This window comes from Glycomyces sp. NPDC048151, from assembly GCF_043202775.1.
Taxonomy (GTDB): domain Bacteria; phylum Actinomycetota; class Actinomycetes; order Mycobacteriales; family Micromonosporaceae; genus Glycomyces.
This window is the reverse complement of record NZ_JBIDBB010000005.1, coordinates 550,219-569,818: the sequence shown is the minus strand read 5'-3', so window position 1 is coordinate 569,818 and position 19,600 is coordinate 550,219. Positions and strand designations below refer to the sequence as shown.

General features: G+C 70.9%; 16 protein-coding genes and 1 pseudogene. 3 read left to right on the top strand and 14 right to left on the bottom strand.

All coding sequences use genetic code 11. The features are described 5' to 3' along the window. The 13 genes and pseudogenes from ACGGCP_RS15100 to ACGGCP_RS15040 all read right to left on the bottom strand — a co-directional run. Positions 1-225, bottom strand: a pseudogene (locus ACGGCP_RS15100) (hypothetical protein); the annotation flags it as partial. Between the two features lie 209 nt (positions 226-434). Next, positions 435-1,214 carry an HpcH/HpaI aldolase/citrate lyase family protein gene (locus ACGGCP_RS15095; protein ID WP_392966291.1) on the bottom strand — a complete coding sequence of 260 codons (780 nt, stop codon included), beginning with the start codon at positions 1,212-1,214 and terminating at the stop codon, positions 435-437. Beyond that, complete coding sequence (locus ACGGCP_RS15090; RefSeq protein WP_392966288.1) at positions 1,211-2,401, bottom strand: CaiB/BaiF CoA transferase family protein; 1,191 nt, start codon at positions 2,399-2,401, stop codon at positions 1,211-1,213. Before ACGGCP_RS15090 ends, ACGGCP_RS15095 begins: the two co-directional genes overlap by 4 nt. Further along, on the bottom strand, positions 2,398-4,359 hold the full coding sequence (locus tag ACGGCP_RS15085; protein WP_392966286.1) for an SUMF1/EgtB/PvdO family nonheme iron enzyme: 1,962 nt from the start codon (positions 4,357-4,359) through the stop codon (positions 2,398-2,400). The genes ACGGCP_RS15090 and ACGGCP_RS15085 overlap by 4 nt, the downstream gene beginning before the upstream one ends. Then, positions 4,346-5,257, bottom strand: a complete 912-nt coding sequence (locus ACGGCP_RS15080) for a ribokinase (protein ID WP_392966284.1) — start codon at positions 5,255-5,257, stop codon at positions 4,346-4,348. The genes ACGGCP_RS15085 and ACGGCP_RS15080 overlap by 14 nt, the downstream gene beginning before the upstream one ends. Continuing rightward, positions 5,254-6,606 carry an ADP-ribosylglycohydrolase family protein gene (locus tag ACGGCP_RS15075; RefSeq protein ID WP_392966281.1) on the bottom strand — a complete coding sequence of 451 codons (1,353 nt, stop codon included), beginning with the start codon at positions 6,604-6,606 and terminating at the stop codon, positions 5,254-5,256. Before ACGGCP_RS15075 ends, ACGGCP_RS15080 begins: the two co-directional genes overlap by 4 nt. Beyond that, positions 6,603-7,748 carry an ADP-ribosylglycohydrolase family protein gene (locus tag ACGGCP_RS15070; RefSeq protein ID WP_392966279.1) on the bottom strand — a complete coding sequence of 382 codons (1,146 nt, stop codon included), beginning with the start codon at positions 7,746-7,748 and terminating at the stop codon, positions 6,603-6,605. The genes ACGGCP_RS15075 and ACGGCP_RS15070 overlap by 4 nt, the downstream gene beginning before the upstream one ends. Positions 7,749-7,808: 60 nt before the next feature. Continuing rightward, positions 7,809-9,086: an ABC transporter substrate-binding protein gene (locus ACGGCP_RS15065; protein WP_392966277.1), complete on the bottom strand. Its 1,278-nt coding sequence runs from the start codon at positions 9,084-9,086 to the stop codon at positions 7,809-7,811. 38 nt (positions 9,087-9,124) lie between these two features. Further along, positions 9,125-9,958, bottom strand: coding sequence for a carbohydrate ABC transporter permease (locus tag ACGGCP_RS15060; RefSeq protein WP_392966275.1), 834 nt, complete (start codon positions 9,956-9,958; stop codon positions 9,125-9,127). Between the two features lie 32 nt (positions 9,959-9,990). Next, on the bottom strand, positions 9,991-10,893 hold the full coding sequence (locus tag ACGGCP_RS15055) for a carbohydrate ABC transporter permease (RefSeq protein ID WP_392966272.1): 903 nt from the start codon (positions 10,891-10,893) through the stop codon (positions 9,991-9,993). Then, positions 10,890-11,906: a LacI family DNA-binding transcriptional regulator gene (locus ACGGCP_RS15050; RefSeq protein WP_392966269.1), complete on the bottom strand. Its 1,017-nt coding sequence runs from the start codon at positions 11,904-11,906 to the stop codon at positions 10,890-10,892. The genes ACGGCP_RS15055 and ACGGCP_RS15050 overlap by 4 nt, the downstream gene beginning before the upstream one ends. Positions 11,907-12,016: 110 nt before the next feature. Next, positions 12,017-13,432 carry a hypothetical protein gene (locus ACGGCP_RS15045; RefSeq protein ID WP_392966267.1) on the bottom strand — a complete coding sequence of 472 codons (1,416 nt, stop codon included), beginning with the start codon at positions 13,430-13,432 and terminating at the stop codon, positions 12,017-12,019. A 107-nt stretch (positions 13,433-13,539) separates the two neighbouring features. Next, positions 13,540-13,914: a MerR family transcriptional regulator gene (locus tag ACGGCP_RS15040; RefSeq protein WP_392966265.1), complete on the bottom strand. Its 375-nt coding sequence runs from the start codon at positions 13,912-13,914 to the stop codon at positions 13,540-13,542. A 65-nt stretch (positions 13,915-13,979) separates the two neighbouring features. Between ACGGCP_RS15040 and ACGGCP_RS15035 the strand changes: the two genes are divergently transcribed. The 3 genes from ACGGCP_RS15035 to ACGGCP_RS15025 all read left to right on the top strand — a co-directional run bounded on the left by ACGGCP_RS15035 (position 13,980) and on the right by ACGGCP_RS15025 (position 18,275). After that, positions 13,980-15,191, top strand: coding sequence for an MFS transporter (locus tag ACGGCP_RS15035; protein WP_392966263.1), 1,212 nt, complete (start codon positions 13,980-13,982; stop codon positions 15,189-15,191). A gap of 142 nt (positions 15,192-15,333) precedes the next feature. Then, positions 15,334-16,047, top strand: a complete 714-nt coding sequence (locus ACGGCP_RS15030) for a hypothetical protein (protein WP_392966261.1) — start codon at positions 15,334-15,336, stop codon at positions 16,045-16,047. A gap of 230 nt (positions 16,048-16,277) precedes the next feature. Further along, entirely contained in the window at positions 16,278-18,275 is a 1,998-nt protein-coding gene (locus ACGGCP_RS15025) for a glycosyl hydrolase (protein ID WP_392966258.1), read from the top strand. A 39-nt stretch (positions 18,276-18,314) separates the two neighbouring features. Here ACGGCP_RS15025 and ACGGCP_RS15020 read toward each other — a convergent pair whose 3' ends face one another. Beyond that, positions 18,315-19,538: an ROK family protein gene (locus tag ACGGCP_RS15020; RefSeq protein ID WP_392966256.1), complete on the bottom strand. Its 1,224-nt coding sequence runs from the start codon at positions 19,536-19,538 to the stop codon at positions 18,315-18,317. Positions 19,539-19,600 lie beyond the last annotated feature (62 nt).

The window sequence follows — 19,600 nt, the reverse complement described above, 5'->3', positions numbered from 1 at the left end:
GATCGGGGCGCCGATGGCGCGCGAGATCGGCGCACCGATCCAGGCGTAAGCGGCGACGATCAACGCGCCGGGGACGAGGTGGAGGGCGATGGACAAGGGGACTGAGTGCTTGTCGGCGAGCAGTTTCGCGACGAAGCCCTTGGTCGGGGCGGTGGTCGCTTCCGCAGTGGCGGTGGGCATGTGCTTGTTCTCCATGTCGTAGAGCTTCGCCGTACGCGCTTGCACCGAACTGTCCTGCCGCTGTCGCGGGGGCGGAGGGGCCTGACAGGTGGTGCCGTCGCGTCGCACGGCCTTTCGCCTTCACTGTGCGAAAGGGATCGGGACATGGACAATGCCGAAGAACTGAATGGCGCTTCAGCGCCAGTGAACTCCCTGTTCGGAAGCGGTCCTGTTCAATCGTGCTGAACAAGCGTTACGCGGTTCGCTTATGCCGCTTAGGGATTGAGGAGGCGATGGGCGCGGCCGAGCATCGCCGGGTCGACCATCTGGCCGTCCGGGAGGGTCGCGACGCCGCCCTGTTCGAGCGCCTCGATGACGGCGCGGGCCCAGGCGCGCTCCTCCTCTGAGGGAGCGAAGACCGACCTGATGACCGGGATCTGCTTGGGGTGCACAGCGACACGGCCGCGCAGGCCGAGGGCGCGGCCGCGCTCGGTGTCGGCGCGCAAGCCGTCCAGGTCCTGGATCGCGGGGTAGGCCGAGAGCATCGGGGCGGCGAGCCCGGCCGAGCGGGCCGCGACGAGGAGGCGCATGCGCGTGTGGTCGCGCACCAGGTCGTCGGTGCTGCCGAGGTCGCTCGCGAGGTCGGCTTCGCCCAGGGCGATCTCGTGCACGGCCGGGTGCGCGGCGATCGCGGCGGCGGCTTCGAGGCCGCGCGCCGACTCGATGAGCGCGGTCAGCGGGAGGCCGTCGGCGAGGTAGGCGATCGCGTCGAGTTTGCGGGCCTCGTCCACTTTGGGGATGCGCAGGCCGACCTGCGCGCCGGTCTCCCGGATCGCCCGGATCTCATGGGCCGCACCGGCGTTCACGCGCACCTGGATCGCGACCGGCGGCGGCGAGGCGAGCCAGGCGACGACGTTCTGGAGCGCCCTGCCCTTGGAACGGTCGGCGACGGCGTCTTCGAGGTCGAGGATCACGACGTCCGCGCCGGAGGCGGCGGCCTTGTCGAACCGGTCGGGCCGGTCCCCGGGTACATAGAGGGCGGTGAGGGGGTTCATACGATCCCTTTCTGGCGCAGCAGGTCCAGCTGCTCGCGGGTGACGCCCGCCTCCGCGAGCACGGCGTCGGTGTCCTGGCCGTGGCGGCGGCCGGGCCAGCGGACCGCGCCGGGGGTGGCGGAGAGGCGGAAGAGCACGTTCTGCATCTTGACGGGGCCGAGGTCCTCGTCGTCGATCTCGAGCACGGTCCCGATCGCCCGGTACTGGGGGTCGGCGAGGACGCCGCGCACGTCGTAGACGGGGGCGACGGCCGCCTGGGCGTCCTCGAACGCGGTGATCACCGCCGCGGTCGGGCGGGCGCCGATCCAGGCAGCGACCGCGTCGTCCAGTTCGTCGGCGTGCTCGGCGCGGGTGTGCCCCGACGCGAACCAGGGCTCAGTGGTGAGGTCGGCGCGGCCGACGAGGCGCATCACGCGTTCGGCGATCGACTGGGAGCTGGTCGAGACGGCCACCCAGTCGCCGTCCCCAGTGCGGTAGACGTTGCGGGGCGCGTTGTTGACCGAGCGGTTCCCGCAGCGGGCCTGGAGGATCCCGAGCTGGTCGAACGCGGTGATCTGGCCGCCCAGGAGCATGAGGATCGGCTCGATGATCGCGAGGTCGATGACCTGGCCCGCGCCGTCGCGGTCGACGCCGCGCAGCGCCACGAGCACCGCGTAGGCGGCCGCCAGCGCGGCGACGCCGTCGGCGAGGCCGAAGGGCGGGAGCGTGGGCGGACCGTCGGGCTGGCCGGTGAGGGCGGCGAAGCCGCTCATGGCCTCGGCGAGGCTGCCGAAGCCGGGGCGGGAGGCGTAGGGGCCGGTCTGGCCGAAGGCGGTGACGCGGGCGATGACGAGGCGCGGGTTGGCCTGGTGGAGGGCGTCGGGTCCGAGGCCCCAGCGTTCGAGGGTGCCGGGGCGGAAGTTCTCGATGAGGACGTCGGCGTCGGCGGCGAGGCGCAGGAGGAGGTCGGCGCCTGCGGGGTCGGCGAGGTTGAGGGTGACGGCGCGTTTGTTGCGGCCCAGGGTCTTCCACCAGAGGTTGACGCCGTCTTTGGAGGGGCCGTGGCCGCGTGCGGCGTCGGGTTTGGCGGGGTGTTCGACTTTGACGACGTCGGCGCCGAAGTCGCCGAGGAAGGTGGCGGCGATGGGCCCGGCGAAGAGGGTGGAGACGTCGAGGACCTTGAGGCCTTCGAGGGGTGCGGTCATCATTCCTCCAGGTCGAAGGCGAGGCGGAAGCCGATGTTCGGTGAGCGTTCGAGACCGAGGCCGGGGATGAGGTATTTGAGGCTGAACGAGGGCTCCTGGGGGCCGCCGTCGGTGTACCAGTCGGAGCCTTCGGCGCGGTAGTCGCTGCCGCCCTTGAGCATCGCGAAGCGGGTGACGCCGTCGGAGTGCTCGCTCTCGGTCCAGTTCCAGACGAGTGGCGTGCGGCGGTGGAAGCCGGGCTGGGCGGCGGCGAGCTGCCATTCGAACTCGTCGGGGAGGCGGGCTCCGGCCCAGGCGGCGTAGGCGCGGGCGTCCTGGAGGGACACGTCGGCGACGGGGCCGTCCGGTGCGTGGGGTCCGTGGAGGAAGCGGTTGGGGACGAGGGGCCGGTAGCGCGTTTCGGCGAGGAAGCGGGCGTATTCGGCGGCCGTGACTTCGGTGGGGGCCACGGCGACCGGGCGGCGGATCGTGACGTCGATGCGGGCCTCGCGGTCGTCGTGGAGGCGGGGCGGGAGGGGCTTCCACTCCTCGACGTAGGGTGCGCCCTGGTAGAAGCCGGTCTCGCGGCGGCGGTAGGTCACCGGGAGGCGGTAGGAGCCGGGTTCGACGCGGATGCCGCTCCCCGGGGTCGCGGAGGGGGCGGGGATGGTGCGGAAGGCGGTGCGGACGGGGAAGCGGGCGTCGGCCGAGCCGGGGTCTGCGGCGGCGGCTTCCAGGAGTGGGGCGAGCCAGTCGGGTTCGGAGGTGCCGGGGGCGAGTTCGAGGATGCCGGTGAGGCTCCTGGCGGGGACGGTGACTTGGGCGGGGTCGGTGGCGCCGGCGGTGAGGTCGTACCGCTTGCCGCCCTTGGCGAGCAGCGGGTCGCCGGTCCAGTCGGCGTCGGCGCGGTTGATGATCGTCCACAGTGTCATGCCGTGGAGGTGCCAGCGGGAGCTGTAGACGCCGGCGTCGATCGCTTCGGGGCTCGCGCCTTCGAGGGGCGCCCATTCGCCTTCGATGAGGATCTCGGCGGCGGCGCGTTGGACGCGGAGCATGCGGCGGAGGGTGGCCTTGTCGCGTTCGCTCCAGCCGACCCAGACGCCGAACACGGTGTCCCACACGAGGATGCCGGTGCCGTTCATCCACGCCGACTGGAGTTCGCCGCTGTGATCGCGGTTCCAGCGGCGGATGGAGTGCATCATGTGGCGGCGCTCGTACCAGTGCGCGCGCTGCACGCCGGGGGCTGCGGAGTCGGCGAACCACTGGGCCCAGCTGAGGAGGTGGTCTTCGACGCGCGGGTTGGCGACGCGGGATTCGCCTTCGAGGACCTGCGGCGGGTTCGTCGCGGCGAGCGCGCGGGTGAGGGCGGCGTCGCCTTCTTTGAGGGTGTCGAGGAAGACGCCGTCGACGCCGAGGTCTTGGGTGAGAGCGGCGAGCGCTTCGGCGTCGGTGCGGCCGGTGCGGCGGGTGCCGGTGTCCCAGGGGTTGTAGTCGATGAAGACGCGCAGGCCCCGGGAGTGGAACTCCCCCACGAGGTCGGCGAGGCCGGGGATGTCGCGGTAGTAGTCGAACTGGTTGCGGTCGTCGATGCCGATGACGGGGTAGGCGTGCCAGAGGACGAGGCCGTCGAGGCCGCCGTGGTCGGCGGTCGAGTCGAGGAAGGCTTCGACGGTGAAGCGCTGGTGCTCGTGGTCGAAGAGGCGTTCGTCCCAGAGCCAGACCTGGGCGACGGCGTAGGCGCGGGCGGCCCAGCGGGTCTCGGGGTGCTCGTAGGCGGCGCCGCTGTAGGCGAGGCGCCGACGGGCCTCCTCGCGCCAGGCGGCGAGGTCGGCCCGCCAGCGGGGCCAGTCGGCGGGGTCGGGCGGGGCGGCGAAGATCTTCGCCACGTCGCCTTCGTCAGGGTCGATCCGGCCGCCGGGCGGCAGGTGGGTCGGCAGGTCGAGCGGCCTGGGGACTAGCGGGTTGAAGTCATTGGGAGGCAAGGAACTTGTGCACCTCTGTTCCTGTGGGGATGGAGGGCCCGGCGCCTCGGCGCTGGACGGCGAGCGCGGACGCGGCGGTCGCGAACTCGGTGGCCTCCACAAGGGATCGCTCCATGTCGGTGTTGCGGTCGAGGGTGGCGGCGAACGCGCCGACGAACACGTCGCCCGCGCCGGTGGTGTCCTTGACGTCGACGGGGAACGCGGGGACCTTCACAGGGACGGTGCCGTGGCCGCCGACGAACGCGCCTTCGGAGCCGAGGGTGATGACCACGTCGCAGCCGTGGGCGGTGAGGACGGACATGAGAGAGCGCTCGCCGGTCCCGGCCGGTTCGCCCGCGAGCTCGGCGGCTTCGTGCTCGTTGACGATGAGCACGTCGACCTGGCTGAGCAGTTCGACGGGGAACGAGCCGCTCGGCGCGGCGTTGAGGACCACGACGGTGTCGGCGGCGCGGGCGGCGTGCATCGCGGCGGTGACGGTCGGGAGCGGCGTCTCGAGCTGGAGGACGAGCACGTCGGCGGCCCTGATCTCGGCGAGCTCGTCGTCGGTGAGGTCGACGAGTTCGGCGTTCGCGCCGGAGTTGACGACGATGGAGTTCTCGCCCTTGCGGTCCACGAAGATGACGGCGGTGCCGGTGGGGGCGTCGACGCGGCGGTCCAGGAGCGTGATCTCGGCGTTCCGGGCCTGCCCGGCGAGGCGGTCGCCCGCGGCGTCGCGACCGAGCGCCACGATGAACTTCGTGTCGGCCCCGGCGCGGGCGGCGGCGATCGCCTGGTTGTTGCCTTTGCCGCCGGGGAAGGACGCGGAGCCGCGCGAGAGGACGGTCTCGCCGGGGGCGGGGATGCGCTCGACCTCGTAGACCAGGTCGAGGTTCGCGCTTCCGATGACGACCACGCTCATTGGGATACCTCCATTGTCCGAATCGCTAGGGCGGTGAAACGCGCCCCTGCGAAGCCTGGCACAGACGTGGCCAGCCGGTCGTCGAGTGGCGCGATCCAGTGAGCCGGGAGTTTCCCGGCGCCGGTCGCCGCGCCCGCGATCGCGCCTGCGGTAGCGCCGACGGAGTCGGTGTCCCAGCCGCCGGAGACGGCGAGGGTCACGGTGCGCTCGAAGTCGCCGGAGCCGCGCGCGAGGGCGAACGCGAGGAGCGCGGCGTTGTTCAGGACGTGGACCCAGTGGAGGTGCCCGTACTCGTCGTGGAGGAGGTCGATCGCGGCTTCGTCCCCGAGGTCGCCGTGGGCGAGTTCGAGGCCGCGCCGGATCGCCTTGGCGTAGCGGCTGCGGGGCGGGACGAGGGCGAGACCGGCGGCGATGCTGGTGGCGACGGAGGCGCCGGTGACGGCCGCGGCGCTGGCGGCAGCGGTGAAGACGGCCCCGTAGAGGCCGTTGCGGCCGTGGCTGAGTCGCGCGTCCTGGAGTGCGAGGCGGGCGGCTTCGCGGGGGTCGCCGGGGCTGGCCCAGCCGTACAGGTCGGTGCGGATCTGCGCGCCGATCCAGTCGCGGAAGGGGTTGCCGACCCGGCCCGCGGTCTCGGGTTCGCGGCCGTCGAGGAGGTTGCGGTAGGTGATGCGCTCGGCGGTGAAGACCCGGCCCGCGGGGAGGAGGTCGAGCCAGGCCTGGGCGACGTCGGCGGTGGTGAAGGCGCGGCCGTGGCGTTCGAGGAGGTGGAGGGCGATGAGCGGGAAGTTGAGGTCGTCGTCCTCGGGCATGCCGTCGATGTTCTCGGCGAGGCTGGTGGGGCGGCTGCGTCGGTTCCACGGGTACTGGGCGGCGGTCGCGGGGTCGAGGCCGTGTTCGGTGAAGTAGGCGTGGAGGGGCCAGTTGCCGGTGGCGCGGGCGATGGCGCGGATGCCTTCGAGCGGGAGCTTCTCGACGGGCTTGCCGAGGAGGCACCCGGCGGCGCGGCCGAGCCACGCGCCGTGGACGCGGTCGGCGCGGTCGGCCGGGGCGTTGTCGGGCAGGAGCGGGACGGCGGCGTTCGCGAAAGTGCCGGTGAGGTCGTCGGGTTCGTCGGCGAGGAGGTGTTCGGGGTCGGGGATCCGGTCGAGCGCGCTCAGGAGTTCGCGGGCGAGGGCGCGCAGCGGTTCGGGCGCGGGCTCGGGTGAGGCGCCGCTCGCGGCGGGGTCGGCGTTCCCGCCCGCGGCGAGCCAGCGTTCGCGGATGTCGGCGGTGTCGCGGCCGTCGAGGTCGGCGGCGGCGAGGGCGTGCGGGAGGAGGTCCTCGGGCTGGGTCCAGGAGAGGCGCATCATGCGGCGGCTCCGGCGAAAGCGCTGCGGGCCTTGGCGACGCGGGCGGCGCGTTCGGCGTCGGCGGCCCACACGTCGCGGGCGACGGCGGCGATCACGGGGCCCGTGGCGGTGATGTCGGTGCGGGAGCCTTCGCTGACGCCTGCGATCCACTCGGCCGGGACGACCTCGAGGCCGCCGAGGGCTCCGGCGATCGACCCGGCCATGACGGCGATCGAGTCGGAGTCGCGGCCGTAGTTGACCGCGCCGAGGACCGCTTCGCGGTAGTCGCCGCCGGTGGCGATGAGCAGGCCGATGGCGACGGGGAGTTCTTCGATGGCCTTGGTGCGACTGGGGATGCGCGCGTCCCGGGCAGGGGCGCGGTAGTCGGGGCCGACGGTGTCGAACGGCTCGACGGCACGACGCAGCTCGGCGAGGCCGGTGCGCCAGTCGCTGATGCCCTGGGCGGCTTCGGCGACGGCGGCGACGGCGTCCCGGGTGCCGTCCTTGGCAAGGCGCAGCGCGGCCGCGACGACCGAGTCCACATCGGCTTCGGGGCGCATGGCCTCGGCGACGGCCGCCGCGTAAACGCCTGCGGCCTCGCGGCCGTAGCTGGACTGGTGGGCCCCGGCGATGTCGACCGCCTCGGCGTAGGCCGCGTCGGGGTCCCCGGCGTTGACGATGCCGACCGGAGCGACGTACATGGTCGCGCCGCAGTTCACGATGTTGCCGACCCCGGCCTCGCGGGGGTCGATGTGGCCGTAGTGGAGGCGGGTCACGAGCCACTTCTCGGCGAGGAAGATCCGGTGGAGCAGCAGCGCCTCGGACTCGAGCTCGGGGATCCAGCGCTTGTCGCCGATGAGGAGCGGCACCAGGTGCTCGGCGATCGCGTGCGCGTCGAGGTGGTCCCGTACGGCCGCGTACACGTCGACGAGGGCCGTGGTCATCAAGGTGTCGTCGGTGATGTGCCCGTCGCCCTTGTGGTACGGGGCGATCGGGCGGGCGTTGCGCCAGTCCTCGAGGAACGGGGGCACGATGCCCTCGATGAAGCCGCCGTAGCGGGCCTGGATGGCCTCGGGGGTGTTCCCTTCGGCCGCACCGCCGAGCGCGTCGCCCACCGCCGCTCCCGCGAGGGCTCCGGTCGCCTTGTCCTGCAAGGTGTCCATAGGTCTCCTTCGTGTCGGGTCCGCCGGGGCCGAGGGGCGCCGGCCCCGGCGGAACGCGTGCTAGCCCAGTTCGTTCCAGCCGTCGGTGAGCTGCGTCGACAGCTCCTCGGCGCTGATCTCATCGGCGAGGTACTGCTGGAGGGCGGGGGTGGCGTACTGGTCCTTCCACTGCGGATAGGTCACAGCGGACTGGAACGGCGCGGCCGTGAGCCCTTCGCCCGAGGTGAGGATGGCCTCCCAGCCGTTCTCACCAGCGGTGTTCTGGGCGACCTGGTCGCGGGCCGCGCTGGAGGCCGGGATGAGCCAGTCGCCCTCGGCGAGCTTCGCCTGGTGCTCGGCCTGCATGAAGAAATCGATGAACGCGGCCGCGCCCTCCACGTCGTCGCTCTCGGCCGCGACGGACATCGTCTGCGGGTTCGCGGCCTGCGCCGCGCCCGCAGTGCCCGCGAGCGGCGGCAGGACACTCCAGTTGAAGCCCTCCGGGGCGGACTCGGTGATCTGCTGGGCCACGTAGTTGCCCGCGACGTACATCGCGTACTTGCCGTCGAAGAAGCCCGGCAGCACGTCCGAACCGCTCTGCGTCAGCGAGACCGGGTCGAGCGACTGGTCATCGTAGGCCATGGCGTGGATGCGCTCGGGCACGGCGAGCTCGTTCTCACCCACCGCGATCTCCACGGCGTCGCCTTCACCCGAGAAGTACGTGCCGCCGAAGCCGAGCGAGAGACTCATGACGGCAGCGGTCGGCTGCTGCATGCCCCAGCCGACACCGTAAGTGCCGTCGGCCGTCAGTTCCTTTGCGAGCGCCTGGAACTCGTCCCAGCCCAGGGACTCCCCCGCCGGGATCTCCACGCCCGCGTCGGCGAACGCGTCCGTGTTCACGAACACCACATAGGACTGGAGCAGGGTCGGGGCGGCCACGACCGACCCGTCCGAGGCGGTCACCGACTGCCACACGTCCTCCGAGACCGCGCCCTTCACGTCCTCGCTCAGGTGCGGGCCCAGGTCGGCCAGGTAGCCCTGCTCGGCGAAGCCCATGATGTCCGCCGACTCGTCGTGGATGACGTCGGGCGCGGTGCCGCCCTGGAACTGGGTCACCAGCTGGTCGTGCACGTTGTCCCAGCTGCCCTGCACCAGCTCCACCTGCGTGTCCGGGTTCGCCTCGTTCCAGGCGGCGACGATCTCCTCGGTCGCCTTGATCGTCGTGTCCTGGAACGCCAGCGACTGGAACGTGAGCGTCGATCCTTCGGTGTCGTCGCCGCCCACGCCGAAGGCGGAGCAGCCGGTGAGCGCTAGTGGCAGTGCCAGTACGCCCGCGACGGCGCTGTTGCGAGTGCGCATGGTTTCTCTCTTTCGGTAGGCACGGGCGGGCAAGGGGATCAGCCCTTGACCGCGCCGCTGAGGAGTCCGGCCGTGAGCCGTTTCTGGATGAGCAGGAAGAACACGAGGCTCGGAATGCACGACAGGAGCGCCGCCGCCGCGAGCTGGCCCAGCTCGACCTGGCCCTCCGCGCCGAGGAAGCGCGCCAGCGCGAGCGGCAGCGTCTGCATGTCCGGGTCCTGGATGAGCACGAGCGCGAAGAAGAACTCGTTCCAGGAGTTGATGAAGGTGAACAGGCTGGTGGCGACCAGGCCCGGGGCGAGGAGGGGCATCACGATCCGGGCGAGGGTCTTCAGGCGGCTCGCGCCGTCGACCGCGCCGGCCTCTTCGAGTTCGACGGGGATGGCGGCGACGTAGCCCTGGAGCATCCACAGCGCGAAGGGCAGGGCCCAGACGGCGTAGACGAACACGAGGCCGAGGAGCGTGTTGACGAGTCCGATGTCCTTGAGCAGCAGGAACAGCGGGATGATGATGAGAATGAAGGGGAAGACCTGGCTGAGGAGGATCCAGCCGGTCGCGGCGGCCCGGAGCTTTGTGCGGAAGCGGACGAGGGCGTAGGCGGCGGGCAGGGAGACGGCGGTGACGATCGCGGTGGTGGTGACCGCGACAAGGAGGCTGTTCCCGGCGGCGGTGTAGAGGTCGGCCTTGTCGATCGCCGACGTGAAGTTGTCGAGGTTCAGCTGCTGCGGGAGGAGCCCGGCGTCGGGCGAGCGCAGCTCCTGCGGGGTCTTGAACGCGGTGGTCAGGAGGAACACGAGCGGGAACCCGAGGAAGCACATGTAGGCGAGGAGGGCGAGGTACTGGAGGGGGCGGGCGAGCCGGTTGCGGCCCATCGTTTTGGGCTGTGCCCCCTTAAAAACTGTCGTCATTGGAGGCGCCTCCGCATCTGGCCGCGCAGGTAGAGGAACAGGAACGCGCCGATCACGATCACCATGACGTTGCCCATGGCCGCCGCGTACCCGAAGTTGCCGTAGCGGAAGGCCTCGTTGTAGGCGAAAAGGCTCGGCAGCATCGTGGTCCCGCCGGGGCCTCCGGCGGTGAGCACGAAGACCAGCGCGAAGGAGTTGAAGTTCCAGATCAGGTCGAGGGTGGTGATGGCGATGACGATGGGCCGCAGGGAAGGCAGTGTGACGTGCCAGAAGCGGCGCCAGGTGCTCGCGCCGTCGATCGCGGCGGCCTCGCCGAGTTCGGCGGGGACGGACTGGAGTCCGGCGAGGAGCGTGATCGTGGTCTGGGGCATCCCGGCCCAGACGCCGACGATGATGACGACAGGGAGTGCGGTGGAGGCCTCGCCGAGCCAGTTGGTGTCGCCGGGGAGGCCGATGGCGTCGAGGGCGCGGTTGACGGGGCCGTAGTTGCGGTTGAGCATGAGCTGCCACATGATCGCGATGATCACCGGGGGCATGGCCCACGGGATGAGCGCGAGGGTGCGGGCGAGCCAGCGCAGCCGCAGGTCGAGGTTGAGGAGCAGGGCCAGGCCGAGAGAGGCGAGGAACTGCAGGATCGTGACGCTGAAGGCCCAGATGAGGCCGATCTTGAACGACTCCCAGAAGAGGCCGTTCCCGGCGAGTTCGATGTAGTTCGCGAGGCCGTTGGCGTGCGTCTCGGCGTTGAGTCCGGCTTCGGCGTCGGTGAAGCCGAGGAGGACGCCGTAGACGAGCGGGTAGACGCTGAAGATCATGACGGGCAGGAGCGCGGGGAGGACGAGGAGCCAGGCGTCGCGGCCGTCGGTGGAGCGCCTGCGGCGCACGGGTGGAGGGGTGGTCATCGGGCGGTCTCCTGCGGGGTCGATTCGCGGAGCGACAGGCTCGGGGGGATGACGAGCCTGCGGACGGGGGTGTCGGGGTCGGCGATGCGGCGGACGAGCAGTTTCGCCGCGGCGGCGGCGCGTTTGGCGGAGCCGAGGTCCACGCTGGTGATCGAGGGCGTGGCGAGTTCGGCGGCGTCGGTGTCGTCCATGCCGACCACGGCGACGTCGTCGGGGACGCGGGCACCGGCGGCGGCGAGCTCTTTGAGGGCGGCGACGGCGAGGAGGTCGTTGGCGCACACGATCGCGTCCGGTGTGGAGCGCGCGAGGAGTTCGGCGGCGGCCTTGCGTCCGGCGCGGTAGGTGAATCCTGTTGCGGTGACCTGGAGTTCGGGTTTCACGTGGAGGTCGAAGCGGTCGGCGGCGGCGAGGTATCCGGCGAGGCGGGACGAGCCGGGGACGGTGTCGACCGGGCCGTTCACGAGGGCGATGCGGCGGCGTCCGCAGGCGACCAGGTGCTCGACGGCGAGCCCGATGCCGGTGGCGGAGTCGGCGCGGACGTTGTCGAGGGCGACGTCGTCGGGGAGCGAGCCGATGACGGCGATGGGCAGGCGGCTCGACCGCATGGCGTCGACGAGTTCGGCGGTGATCCGCAGTGGACTGAGGATGAGGCCGTCGGCGTAGCCGCGGTTGAGGCTGCGGAGGAGGTCGATCTGGTCCCCGGGGTCGCTTCCGGTGGAGGACACCACGAGACGGTAGTCAGCTTTGGCGACCACGCCGGTGACGGCCCGCATCATCTGGACGTAGACGGGGTTGCCGACGTCGGCGACGGCCAGCGCGATCTGGTCGGTGCGGCCGGTGCGGAGGGTGCGGGCGCTGGCGTCGGGGACGTAGCCGAGGGCGTCGGCCGCTTCGCGGACCTTGCGGGTCAGCTCTTCGGAGGCCGAGCCCCCGTTGAGGACTCGCGAGACGGAGGCGACCGAGACCCCGGCGCGAGCGGCCACGAGCGCCAGGCTCGATCGCTTCGCAGGCATGGGCGGCCCCTGTCCTCGTCGTTGAGAACGTTCTTAAGAACGATTTCACGAACGCTAGCAGAGTTCGCCTTCATTGTCACTACTCGATTTTCGGCTTGTGAGTTCGCAGGTCAGCCGCTGAACGGCATCACCCGGGCGATCTGGATGGTGCCGTCGCCGCCCGCGGCGGGGTAGGCGACGCTGCCGTCGTCGTAGGTCTTGAAGGCTTGGAAGCTGTGGTCGGGGACGTCGATGGAGAAGTCGTCGCCAACGGCGGTTCCCATGCCGGAGTTGAGGATCCGCGCGGTGATGCCGTCGCCGTCCTCCCAGGCGAGGAGCATGAGGCCCTGCCCGTAGTTGACGAGGTGCGGGTGGGCGGACTCGATCCCGGTCTCGATCGAGTTGGAGTCGGGTTCGAACTGCTCCAAGCGGATCTCGCCGCTCTGGCTCCAGGCGGTCCAGTAGTGCGGGCCGTCGCCGGTGAAGATGAGGTCGCCGCCGAAGAGGGTGCCGTCGCAGACGCCGAAGGCGACCGTCTCATAGGGATCAGGTTGGGCTATACGGCATTCGTTGTCCGTGGCGCAGACCATCCCGAACTCCTCGTTGCCGGGGTTCCAGACGATCCGGGTGTTCCAGCTGTGGCTGCAGCCGACTTCGAACGCGTCGGGGTGGTCGACGAGGTTCCCGTCCTTGTCGACGACCTGCATGCGGTCGCCCTGGTGGATGTCGACGCAGTCGCCGTTGGCGACGGTGATGGCGACGCCGAAGTACGCGGCGAAGTGCTCGCCGTCGGTGGCGAGGCGGCCGTGGTGCTGGTACCACCAGATGAAGCGGGCGCCGTCGTCGTAGCCGCCCAGGCCGTCGCCGAGGTTGGTGACCTCGCGTTCCCAGACCTGGTTGCCGTCGTTGTCGAAGCGCACCATGTGCATCGTGTTGCACGGGCTGGACTCGCCGCCGCAGAGCTTCCCGCCACCGCAGTCGCCCTCGCGGGTCACGAGCACGACGACGCCGTCCGCGTCGGCGATGACGTCCTGGAGGTCGATGCCCTCGAACGCGATCGGGTCGCCTTCCAGCTTGTCGTCGCAGTCGAGCTTGCCGAGGTGGATCTGGTCATCGGTTCCCACCCAAGCGAGCCAGGACCCGCCGGGCCTGGCGGCGATGGCCATCGGCAGACGCTCGGTGTCGCCTTCCTGCCCGTACCCGATCGCGTTCGCGTCGACCTGGGTGACGGTGACTTCCGGTGCGGCGCCGGGGACCCGCTCGCACTCCCCCACCGCTTCGGGCGAGGGGGACTCGGGCCCGGCCAACGCTGCCGCGTCGGGGGCTTCGTCAGTGGTCGCGGCGGCGGCGGTCTCGGAGGCGTCTGCTGGGGATTCCAGTGGCGCGTCGTCGCCTTCGGAGGCGGTGGGCGAGGTCGCCAGGGCCGTGGCCATGGTCGTCCCCGCGAAGAGGAGCGCCGCCGCGGCGGCCACTATGGAGATGCGTTTCCAGTTCGCCAAGCGGGGCTTCCGTTCGTCGGAGGCCTCAGGCTGCGAAGGTCTACTCATTGCCGGTTTCGTCCTTCGGTATGCCCGCGCGCGGCCGGGCCGCGCGTGGAATGTGGATCGAGCAAGCCGACCCTACCCACAGCGCGATGACCGTTCACATGCCGCCCTCAGGCGCTCGCCTCCTGCGCGAGGTGCACCGTCTCGATGTAGCGGGCGATGGCGTCCCGGTTGCGGGACATGGTCGCGATGCGCTCGGTCATGCCGTCGAGCTCGCGTTCGAGGAGGTGGAGGGTCTCGGGAGTGGCGTCGTAGACGTGGATGTCGCCTGGCTGCTTGAGGCAGGGCAGGACTTGGCGGATGACCCGGGTCGGCATCCCGGTGTCGAGGAGGCCCCGGATCTGGAGGGCCTTGTCGACGCTTCCTTCGCCGTAGTTGCGGTAGCCGTTGGCGCAGCGGTCGGGGATGAGCATCCCGGTCTCCTCGTAGTAGCGCAGCATCCGCCGGGGGATGCCGGTCCGCTCGGACAGCTCGCCGATTCGCATATGTCGCACCTCACTCGGTCTTGGCTTGACCCTCACATAGGTGTGAAGGTCGGAGGGTACAGGGTATGACCACAACGCATGCCGATCGTATTCCCGATCAGACGAAACCTGTTGCGCCCGAACGCCTCCCGCTCTGGCCGCTGCTCGCGCTCACCACGGCCGCCTTCATGGCGATCCTCACCGAGGCGCTGCCCGCCGGGGTGCTGCCGGAGATGGCCGCGGGGATGTCGGTGAGCGAGTCCGCCGCCGGGCAGACCCTCACGATCTACGCGCTGGCCACGGGGTTCTCGGCGATCCCGGTGGTGACGGCGACCGCGTCGTGGCCCCGGCGGCGGCTGATGCTCGTCGCGGTCGCGGTGTTCGCGGTCGCCAACGCGGTCACGGCGCTGTCGTCCTCGTACGTCCTGACGATGGGCTTCCGGCTCGCTGCGGGGGTCGCGGCGGCGGTCGTGTGGGCCGAGCTGGTCGGGTACGCCAGGAGGCTCGCGCCGCCGCACCTGCAGGGGCGCGCGATCGCGCTGACGATGGCGGGCGTGCCGCTGGCGCTCTCGCTGGGCATCCCGCTGGGGTCCTTCCTTGGCGACCTGTTCGGGTGGCGGATGACGTTCGGGCTCATGGCGATCGTCTCGGTGCTCCTCATGGCGTGGATCCGGGTCGCGGTGCCGGAGTTCCCGGGGCGGAAGGCGGGCGAGCGGGAGCCGATCCTCGCGGCGCTGCGGCTGCCGGGCGTGGTCGCGGTGCTGTTCACCGTGGCGGCGTACATCCTCGCGCACAACATCCTGTACACGTACATCGCGCCGTTCCTGGCCGCCAACGGGATGGACGGCAGGCGTGAGGCGGTGCTGCTGGTGTTCGGCGTCGCCTCGGTGGCGAGCATCGTGGTGACCGGTGCGCTCGTGGACCGGCGGCTGCGGCTGCTGACGATCACCGGCGCGGTCCTGTTCCTGGTCGCGGCCGGAATCCTCACCGTGTTCGCGTCGAACCCGGTCATGCTGTTCCTCGCGGTGGCCCTGTGGGGCCTCGGCTGGGGCGGCGTGCCGACGGTGATGCAGACGGCGGTCAACGACGCGGGCGGGGACCGGGCGCAGCCGCTGCTCGTGACCACCTGGAACTCGTTCATGGCGGGCGGCGGCGCGCTGGGCGGGGTCATGCTGGGCGCGTTCGGTGCGGGCTCGTTCCCTTGGGGCGTAATGGCATTGATGGTGCCGGTGCTCGTCGTCGTGGTCGCCGCGCGGGCGCACGGGTTCCCGAGCAGGCGCCCGGGTCTGGAGCCGTGAGGTTCCCGAAACCATAGACACACATCTATGCATTGACCGGATGCGGTGCTGGCCATAGTATGGCGAAAAGTCGCCCGAAAACCTTTTCGGACGGTTTCGGGTGGCTACCGGCCTTACCTGCCGACACTCACGGAGGTATGCAGTGGAAGAACAGCAAGCGACGAACCCGCGGTTCTCACGCCGCGCCGCGCTCCTCGGCGCGGTCGCCGCACCGGCGGCCGGGGCGCTCGGCTCCCTCGCGTTCGCCGAGGGCGCGGGCGCGGCCCCGCCCACGGGCACCGTCCGCGTCTACTGGCTGCGGCCGACCGACGTGCCGTACGACCAGCGGTACCCGGACGGGATCGCGAACGTCATGCGCGAGACCCAGCGCTACTACCGGCAGGAACTGGGCGTCACGTTCCGCCTCAACGACCCGGTCGTGGAGGTCGTCGCGGGCGAGCACGACGCGGCCTGGTACGAGAACACCCCCAACGGCGGCGAGGAGTACTGGTGGGTGGTGTTCAACATGCAGCAGGAGCTGATGCGGCGGCTCGGCCTGAACGCGCCCGACCGCCGGTGGATCAACATCGGCGAGATCAGCGCCGAGAAGGAGGGCGTCTCCGGCGGCGGCGGTGGCGGCGGCTGGGCGATCCTGTCCGGCCACGACGCCGACGGCGCGGCGGGCCTCGGCGGCGACATGAACCGCTGGTACGGCGGCATGGTCCACGAGATGGGCCACGCCCTCGGGCTCCCGGACTCGAGCTTCACGGACGGCACCCCGATGTCAGCGTCGTTCTACTCGTACCCGAACTGCCACTTCAACACCCAGCAGAAGAACGGCATCCGCAACGGCCCGTACGGCAGCTTCCTGTCGTAAGGGGACGGTTCGGGAGCGCCGCGCGGGTCCTTACCCGCGCGGCGCTCGTGCGTCGCGGAGCCGCCGCACGCGCCGAACCGACTCAGTGGCGTCCGAGCCGTTGACATCGATGAATTGCTATGGATATCCTGTGGTCGGCTTAACCGATTCAGTTTCTGAAACCCCAGGTCAGAGCCGTACACCGGATCCAACCCCTCCTGCGAGGGCCCTTCGTTCCAAAGGAGACGCAAGTGCCTTTCCCCGCATTCCGCGCACCCCGCCGCGCCGTGATCACCTTGGGCGCCGCCGCCGTCGCGGCCGCCAGCGTGCCGCTCGCCGCGAGCGCCGAGACCGCCCGGGCCTCCCGGGTGAAGATCGTCGACAGCTGCGCCACCCGCGAGACGCGCGCGCTCTTCCAGTACATGCTCGACCAGCAGGGCCAGGGCATCCTGTTCGGCCACGAGCACTCCCTCACCGACGGCTTCACGTTCAGCGAGTTCACCGAGACGACCTCGGACGTGGAGGCGACCACGGGCGACTATCCGGCCGTGTTCGGCTGGGACACCCTGATCCTCAACGGGTTCCAGAAGCCCGGCGTGTACGGCGGCACCGTCGAGCAGAACATCGAGGCCTTGAGCTGGGCCTTCGAGAAGTCCGACGCGCTCGGCGGGATCAACGTGCTCAGCGCGCACATGTACAACTTCGTCACGGGCGGGGACTTCTGGGACACCGCGGGCCGCGTCGTCAGCCAGATCCTGCCCGGCGGACCGAAGCACGCCGACTTCAACGAGTTCCTCGACCGGATCGCGGCGGCCGTCAAGGGCGCCAAGCGCGCCGACGGGACGCTCATCCCGGTCGTGTTCCGGCCCTTCCACGAGAACACCGGCGGCTGGTTCTGGTGGGGCGCGGGGCACTGCACCAGCGCCGAGTTCATCGAGATCTTCCGGTACACCGTGGAGTACCTGCGCGACACCAAGAAGGTCCACAACCTCCTGTACTCGTACTCGCCGAACTCGAGCTTCGGCGGCGACCCCACGAACTACATGAAGACCTACCCGGGCGACGAGTTCGTGGACATCCTCGGCTACGACGCGTACGACAACTCAGCCGGCTCCGCGGAATGGCTGGCGGGCACGATGAAGGACCTCGCGATGGTCGTGGACCTCGCCGCGGACCGCGGGAAGGTCCCCGCGTTCACCGAGTTCGGCGAGTCCGGGGAGGAGGGCCGCAACCTCGCCTGGTTCACCGACCTCCTCGGCGCGCTCAAGGCCGACCCGGGCGCGAGCCGCGTGTCGCACATGCTCACCTGGGCGAACTTCGGCGGGAACAACCGCGCGTACGTCCCGTTCCCGGGGCACGCGATGGAGCCGGACTTCGTGTCCTACTACGAGGACCCGTACTCGCTGTTCGCCTCCGACCTCGAAGGTGTGTTCGACGCCCCCACGTACGCGGCTGCGGCCGCGCCGTTCCTGCACCTGGTGACCCCCACCGACCGCCAGCGCGTCACGACGACGGAGACGACGGTGCGGATGCGCCTGACCGGGGCGACCTCGCGGAAGGCCCAGTACTCGGTGAACGGGGGCGCGCCGGTGACGCTGACGCGGGACTCGGCCGGGTTCTACTCGGGCAAGTGGGCGATCGATCCGTCCTGGCTGGACAACCGGACGGTGACGGTCACGGTGAGCGCCAAGGTCGGGTCGAAGACCATGACGGACTCGGCGCTGGTGTTCCTCGGCGAGGTCGAGCCGCTTCCGGCGGGGTGGATCGACGACTTCGAGGGGTACGCCGGGGACGACCTGACGTTGAGCGAGGCGTACAGCCACGTCAACGCCAACACGACGAAGCTCAGTGCGGAGCACAAGGCTTCGGGCGCTTACGGTCTGGCGTACTCGTACGATTTCGCGAACGCGGGGTACACGGGCATCGGGAAGTCGGTGGGCGCGGACTGGACGGCGCTCGGGGCGTTGAAGCTGTGGCTCAAGGGCGACGGCTCGACGAACGGCATGACGATCCAGGTGGTGTCGAAGGGCGCGTACTTCGAGTACAACACGGGCCTGTCGAACACGGCCGGGGCCGAGGTGGTCGCGCCGTTCAGCGAGTTCAGGCCCGCGCCTTGGGACACGGGGCACACGGACGAGCTCCTGGACGCGGAGCACCTGGCGGAGGTGTCGGCGTTCAACCTGTACCTGGGCTACGGCGGGGCGACGGCGAGCGGCACGGTCTACGTGGACGACATCCGCGCGGAGTAGCCGGTTCTTGTGGGGCCGGGGCTTTCGGGTTCCGGCCCTTCAGTGTGCGAGGGGTTCTTCGGCGGTCGCGGGGGCGAGGGCGATGGCGTTGGCGCGCACGATCTGGAGGGCGCGGACGAGGGCGCCGGTGCTGACGACGCCGCCGTGGAGGGTGGAGGCGACGAGTTCGGGCGCGGGCGGGTGGGTGAGCTCGTCGAGGCGGGCGGCGGCGAGGGCCAGGAGCGGGCCGAGGGAGTCGGCGACCGCGCCGGTGAAGACGATGCGTTCGACGTCGAGGAGGCCGCCGAGGACCGCGCAGATGCGGGCGAGGCGCTCGGCCATGCGGTCGAGGAGGGAGAGCGCGGCGGCGTCGCCGGACCCGGCGGCCTGGAAGACGAGTTCGGCGCCGAGGTTCGCTTTGGGGGTCTTCATGATCAGGCTTGATTCGTCCACTGTGCCGGTGGCGCGGAGTTCGAGGGCCCAGGTGCGGAGCAGGGCCGCGATGCCGTGGGTGGAGCCGACGCCTTCGACGAGGGAGAGGAGCCGCAGTTCGCCCGCCGCGCCGCGTCTGCCGCGCACGAGGTGACCGTCGACGACGTAGCCCGCGCCGAAGCGCTCGCCGGACATGAGCGTGATGTAGGAGGACGCGCCGACGCCCGCGCCGAGGGCGCCTTCGGCGAGGGCGGCGAGGTTGGCGTCGTTCTCGACCTCGGTGAGCCAGCCGCGTTCCCTGAAGTGGGCGGCGAAGCCGGGGTTCATGCGGGACCAGAACTCGAACTCGCCTTCGGGAGAGGCGCCGTCGAGGTCGGTGGGGGCGGGCACGCCGACGCTGATGCACAGGACCGCGTCCGCCTGCACGCCCGCGTCGGTGAGGGCGCGGGCGATGACGGCGTCGGCGACGGCGGTGCGCGGCTCGGTGCCGTCGGGGTCGAGGGCGGTGTGGGCGCGGGCGAGTTCGCGGCCGCGCATGTCGGCGACTGCGGCGGTCAGGCAGTGCTCTCCAGCGTCGACGCCGACGACGACTCCGGCGCTGGAGCGCAGCTCGTAGCGGCGGGCGGGGCGGCCCTTGCTGTACTCCCCCGCCGCGCGGGCGTTGGGCAGCTCGCAGAACCAGCCCTGCGACACGAGGTCGTCGCACAGGGCGATCACGGTCGATCGGGTCAGGCCGGTGGCGGCGATGGCCTCGGTCGCGGTGAACGCGCCGGTGTCCCAGGCGTAGTCCAGCACGGCGGCGGCGTTGGCCCGCTTCTGCGGGTACGCGTGCTTCTCGTCTTCTCGGGGCAAGTCTCTTGACACCTCGGCTCTCCGTGCTTCAGTATTGCAGAGCGAGTTGATTTTCTAACTAG